3 protein-coding genes are annotated in these 6,215 nt (G+C 49.0%); all 3 read left to right on the plus strand.

Annotation, left to right across the window (positions count from 1 at the left end; genetic code table 11):
- Positions 1–98: 98 nt before the first annotated feature.
- Positions 99–2,747 carry a rifamycin-inactivating phosphotransferase gene (rph, locus tag BM056_RS03225; RefSeq protein ID WP_092468677.1) on the plus strand — a complete coding sequence of 883 codons (2,649 nt, stop codon included), beginning with the start codon at positions 99–101 and terminating at the stop codon, positions 2,745–2,747.
- Positions 2,748–3,115: 368 nt separating this feature from the next.
- Positions 3,116–4,282 carry an alcohol dehydrogenase-like regulatory protein ErcA gene (gene ercA, locus BM056_RS03230; RefSeq protein WP_092468679.1) on the plus strand — a complete coding sequence of 389 codons (1,167 nt, stop codon included), beginning with the start codon at positions 3,116–3,118 and terminating at the stop codon, positions 4,280–4,282.
- Positions 4,266–5,555: a two-component system sensor histidine kinase NtrB gene (locus BM056_RS03235; protein WP_092468681.1), complete on the plus strand. Its 1,290-nt coding sequence runs from the start codon at positions 4,266–4,268 to the stop codon at positions 5,553–5,555. The genes ercA and BM056_RS03235 overlap by 17 nt, the downstream gene beginning before the upstream one ends.
- Positions 5,556–6,215: the final 660 nt, after the last annotated feature.

The raw sequence follows: 6,215 nt of genomic DNA on the forward strand, positions 1-6,215 counted from the left end.
TGCCGGTGTGGTTAATCTATAAAAAACCCCGTTATTTAAGGAAAAGGGATACACTTCCTGCGGAGGTCCCCAACTTACGTATGAGAGGGGCAACAACCATGAAAAAGTATGTGTATGACTTCTCTGAGATAGATAGATCAAGCCTGGCCGGCGTGGGGGGTAAAGGGGCAAATCTGGGCGAATTGTGCCATGTTCCCGGTATTGCGGTACCTGGGGGGTTTTGTGTCGCTACAAAGGCTTACCGGGATTTCGTGAATACAAGTGCGGAATTTGCCGCGCTGCTGAAATCATTGGCGTTGATCAATGCTGAATCACCGGAAGAGCTTAAAACAGCGGGACAACGGATGCGGGCCCACCTGGAAAACCTGGACATTCCCGCCCCCATCCTGCAGGAGATTATCCGGGCCTGGCGGAAAACCGGCAGTCAGCATGCCTATGCCATCCGCTCCAGCGCGACGGCGGAAGACCTGCCGGGGGCGTCTTTTGCCGGGCAGCAGGACACCTTCCTGAATATTGAAGGTGAACAGAATATCCTTGACAGTGTCCGGAAGTGCTGGGCCTCCCTGTTCACCGACCGGGCCATCGTTTACCGGCAAAAGAACGGTTTTGAACATGATCAAGTATTGCTGGCCGTCGTGGTGCAGCGGATGGTCTTTCCCGAAGTGTCGGGGATCATGTTTACCGCCGATCCGGTAACCGGCAACCGGAAAATCGTATCCATTGACGCCAGCTTCGGCCTGGGGGAAGCGCTGGTATCAGGTATCGTTTCCGCAGATTTGTACCAGATGAAATCGGATAAATTGCTTAAAAAGCAAATCGCCAGGAAAGAAACTGCTATTTATGCCCGGCCTGAGGGTGGGACAGTCCGAGTGGAGATTCAGAGCGAGAGGCAGACAGCTCCGGCTTTATCGGACGAACAGGCGGTCAGGCTGGCCCGGATGGGACGGAGCATCGAAGAACACTTCGGTTCTCCCCAGGACATCGAGTGGTGCCTCGCCGGCAACGAAATATTTATTGTGCAGAGCCGCCCGGTTACCACCCTCTATCCCGTGCCCCCGGTCCACGATAATAAACTGCACCTTTTCGCATCTTTCGGCCATGCGCAAATGATGACTGAGGCCATGAAGCCCCTGGGGATATCGGTGCTAAGAACAGCGGTTCCCTTCAGTAAAAGCTCCCCGCGGGCGGAGAGCGGCTTGCTGCTGGAAGCCGGTGGAAGATTATTTCTCGATACCACTCAACTGCTTGAGTATCCGCAGCTAAGGAAGCGGCTGCCCGAAATCCTGTTCAATGTCGATGAACTGCTCGGCCGGACGATGCAGGAATTCATCAGGCGGGAAGACTTTCGGGAAGCGGCGCCGCCCGGCAAAAAGGTGAAGTTTGCTCTGGTTAAAAAAGCTTTTCCCACAGCCTTTGCCATCCTCAGAAATATTTTGTACCGTGAAAACTACCGGGCTATCGATGAGATGAACCGGTTTATCACCGAAAAAGTCAATGAAAACAGGGCCAAACTGCAGGAAGTGTCCGGTGCGGACAGAATCATGCAAATTCAGGAAAGGTTATCCGTTATGCTGCCCATGGTTTTTGCAGCGGTAGGCCAATATATGGGGGCTGCGATTATTACCTACAAGCTTATTGAGGGCCTGTCTAAAAAGTGGCTGGGTGACGCAGTCGAATTGGGCAGCATCAGTAAATCTCCGCCGGGAAATGTAACAACGGAAATGGGTCTTGCGCTGGGGGATGTGGCCGATGTCGTGCGCAACCATCCGGCGGTGATCGAATACCTGAAGCAGGCGAACGACGCAACATTTTGGGAGGGCTTAAAGGCTGTTCCCGGCGGAGAAGATGTGCTGCCTGTTTGTTTGAGTTTCTTTGAACGATACGGGATGCGGGGGACGGGGGAAATCGATATAACCCGGCCGCGGTGGCGTGAGGTGCCAACCCAGTTGGTCCCCGCCATCCTGAGTCACATTAAGAGCGTCAGGCCCGGACAGCACCGTCTTGAATTTCTGGCCGGTAGACAGGAGGCCGAACTTGCCGCCGCAAGGCTGGTGGCGCGCCTGCGGCAAACGCCCCGGGGGGGCTTCAAGGCCAGGCGCATGCAGCGGCTGATCAAGGTGCATCGCTCATTGATCGGGATCAGGGAGCATCCCAAGTATTTTATTGTGCAGAATCTGGATTTGGTCAAACAGATAATCCTGCAGGAAGCCGGCAAACTGGTTGCGGTAGGCATCCTTAAAAATCCGCAAGAAATTTTTTGGTTCTCACTGCCGGAAATCAAAGAAATAATCGCAACGCAGCGGGTAGACCGCCGTGTGATCACCAAACGCCAGGAAAAATTCCGGCATGATGAAAAACTGACTCCCCCGCGGGCCATCACCAGTGAGGGAGAAATCATTACCGTCAAACCGGGAGCTCAGGTCCCGCCCGGCGCCCTGGCCGGGAGCCCGGTGTCGGCGGGAACCGTCGAGGGCCGGGCCCGGGTCATCCTGAAGCTGGAAGAGGCTAAAATGGATCAGGGGGATATCCTGGTGGCGCCGTACACTGATCCGGCCTGGACGCCGTTATTCCCCCTGGCGGCCGGGTTGGTGACGGAAGTCGGCGGCCTGATGACCCATGGCGCGGTGGTGGCCCGGGAATACGGCATTCCGGCAGTGGTGGGGGTCGATAACGCCACACGCAATATTAAGGATGGACAAAAGATTCGTGTGGACGGCACCCGGGGATTCGTTGAAATTCTGGAGTAGGCAATACAAAAACATTTTTATCTTAGTAAGGCTTCATAGGCATTCGCCATACGCGCGGCGGTGGCAGCCGCGCTGATTTGCCTGGCCGACTCTCTGGCCTGGCTGCTCATACGGTTTCGCAGTAATGCTGCACCGGCAGCAACCGCCTTTGCTTTTGGGATACTTTTGTTGCATCTGTCTATATTTTACCAGAATTTTATCAAACTAATTAGTAATTAAAATTTGAGTAGCTTATTCATTAAATATAATCTAAAAATTTTTGCACTCGACAAGACCTGACAAGGTTTCGGAAGGCGATTGGCTGGCAATTGTCAAAATATTTAATGAGATCTCAAACACATGCCCGGGCAAGGAGGCAAAATGAGCAATTGAGTAGGACAAATGAACTGGAATTACGCAAGTTTGTCGCGCCCGAATTCATCTTTGGGACAGGGGCACAACACCTGGCGGGCCGTTATGCAAAGAATTTTGGTGCGCGCAAGGTATTGGTTGTTACTGATCCCGGAATAATCGCCGCAGGATGGGCGGAACGAGTTACAGCCAGTATAGAAGACGCAGGTATTCCTTATACTGTCTTCGCGGAGGTCACCCCCAACCCGCGTGCCGATGAAGTTATGGCCGGGGCTGAAATCTACCAAAGCGACCAGTGTAATGTCATCGTAGCAGTAGGTGGCGGCAGTCCCATGGACTGTGCCAAGGGCATAGGCATTGTAAGTTCTAACAAAAGGCACATCGTCGAGTTTGAGGGCGTTGATCAGGTACCGGTTCCTTGTCCGCCTTTAATCTGCATTCCGACGACCGCAGGCAGCTCGGCAGATGTTTCTCAGTTTGCAATTATCACAGACATGCAGCAAATGGTTAAAATAGCTATTGTCAGTAAAACACTTGTCTCCGATATTGCTTTAATCGACCCCCAAACAAATGTTACAATGTCATCGTTTCTGACAGCCAGTACCGGTTTTGATGCGCTTACCCATGCTATCGAAGCCTTTGTTTCAAATGCCCATTCACCAGTTACGGATCTGCATGCTTTAGAAGCAATCCGCTTGATTAACGCAAACCTGCTTTCGACAATAAAAGAACCAGATAACCTTGATCTGCGCGGCAAGATGATGCTGGGCAGTTTACATGCCGGACTGGCGTTTTCCAATGCTATACTGGGTGCGGTTCATGCGATGGCCCATAGCCTGGGGGGCCTTTTAAATCTTGCTCACGGGGAATGCTGTGCCGTTCTATTAAGACATGTTATAGCTTATAATTGCGACGCTGCCGCTGAGCGATACCAGTTAATAGGCGAAACGATGGGGCTTGACCTGCGTGGGATGCTCTTTGAAGAGAAAAAGTCAGCCATCATTGAGGCTATGCACTATCTGCAAATAGCCCTGGGTTTTGACAGGACTCTTGGTCAGCTCGGCGTGCACCGGAGTGATATTCCTGAGCTAGCCAGAAAAGCGATGAAGGATCCTTGCATGGTAACCAACCCGCGCCGGCCAAAACAAAGGGATATCGAGGTTTTATATGAAGAAGCGCTATAATTCTCCTGATTGCTGGGAAACATTGCGTGAAAAATTAATTGGACTTGGGGAGCACTCTATCCGGAAAAGCTATTATCCCGAGCTTCAGCAGCGTTTGATAGAACTGGAGATCATCGAGAATGAGTTAAGAAAACATCATAATCGCCTTGAGGCTTTGGTTAAAGAGAGAACAAGCGAACTGAAATCGGCCAATGAACAGCTAAAGCAAGAAATTGTAGAGCGCAAGCTGGCAGAAGATGCCCTTCGATTATCTGAGGAATTTTTCTCTAAAGCTTTTAATTCAAGCCCAATTATGATGTCAATAATTAGATTTTCAGATTGTCGATACATAAATGTAAACGATACTTTTTTATATTATACGGGGTATTCTCGTAAAGAAGTTATAGGTCGCACAGCAGTTGATTTAAATGTCTGGATAGATGTAAATAAAGAAACCGGCTTAATGCGTTTACTTCGAGAACAAGGATCGGTCTACAACAAAGAGTTGCGGCTGAGAACCAAGTCGGGGGATATCCGTGAGGTGATTGTTTCAAGAATCATAAATAACATTAATGGCGAAAAATGTATTTTAGGCGTGGCGCAGGATATAACTGAAAAAAAACAGTTTGAAAAAGAAATAGCCCGCCTTGAACGCCTTAACCTGGTAGGGCAAATAGCTGCCGGAATTGGCCATGAAATACGGAACCCCATGACCACGGTGCGTGGCTTCCTGCAAATTCTTGGGGGAAAAGAGAAATGTATTGAATACAAGAAATTTTTTAATCTTATGATCGAAGAACTGGACAGGGCCAATTTAATAATTACAGAATTTCTCTCTCTGGCTAAACACAAAGCGCTGGATATAGAAGTTCAAAATATAAATGTTATACTAAAAACACTGTTACCTTTAATGCTGGCCGACAGTATGAACATTGATAAATATGTTGTTGTAGAGCTGGGAGAGACTCCTGACTTCCTGATGAACGAAAAGGAAATCCGTCAACTTGTCTTAAACCTTGTTCGCAACGGGCTGGAAGCAATGCCCCCCGGTGGAACCCTGAATATAAAAACGTTTACGGATGGTGGTGAAGTGGTTTTATCGGTGCAGGATCAGGGTAAGGGTATCGAACCTGATGTAATTGAGAAAATAGGAACCCCTTTCTTCACTACAAAAGATAACGGGACGGGCTTGGGGCTGGCGGTATGTTACGGCATTGCCGCCCGGCATAACGCAATAATTAAAGTAGAAACCAGTCCCACAGGAACCACCTTTTTTGTCAGGTTCAAGATTTAAATAGCCTTAATCATTGATCACAGGGTTGAAAAAATCCCGTCGTTGACATTATCCCGCAAGGAATTGCGGGATTTTACGTTCGCCCGGCATTTTTATGCCAAGATGGATATTACCAAGATTATTCGACAAAAGAAGTGACTCCGACATTAATATCAACAGGGATACAAACCCTGTCCAAATTTTTGTTGCAATCTGTTTCATTGCTATCCCAAGCACCTTTCACTATTTACTTAAAAACCAGCATGGTGGAGGTCTGGTTTATGTGGCCAAAGCAGGCCTCGCCATAAGTTGAAAAGCCGATGGTGGGATTTTTATTATTGTTACTTGCATGTACATACAAATAACAATCTAAAAAATTTTATTCGAGGAGGAATTTAATTGAAAGTCATGTAAAGCTGTTTCAGCAGCCTGCCTTCCGGCTAGGGATAATTATTTGTTTTACCCGGCAGGGAAAAACGTTCCAGTGTTTAATATCTATGTATCTGCCGAAAAGGAGACTCCGTCCATGCCCGATAATAACGAACTGGTAAACATGCTCCGCGCCGTTATTCAGGAGGAAATGCAGTCTGTCAGGCAAGAAGTCCGGACCATTGTACAAGAAGAATTGAAGCCGGTTAGTGAAAGACTTGCCGCCTTGGAAACGGGCCAACAAGTCCGGAC

Source organism: Desulfotruncus arcticus DSM 17038 (genome assembly GCF_900113335.1).
GTDB lineage: Bacteria > Bacillota > Desulfotomaculia > Desulfotomaculales > Desulfallaceae > Desulfotruncus > Desulfotruncus arcticus.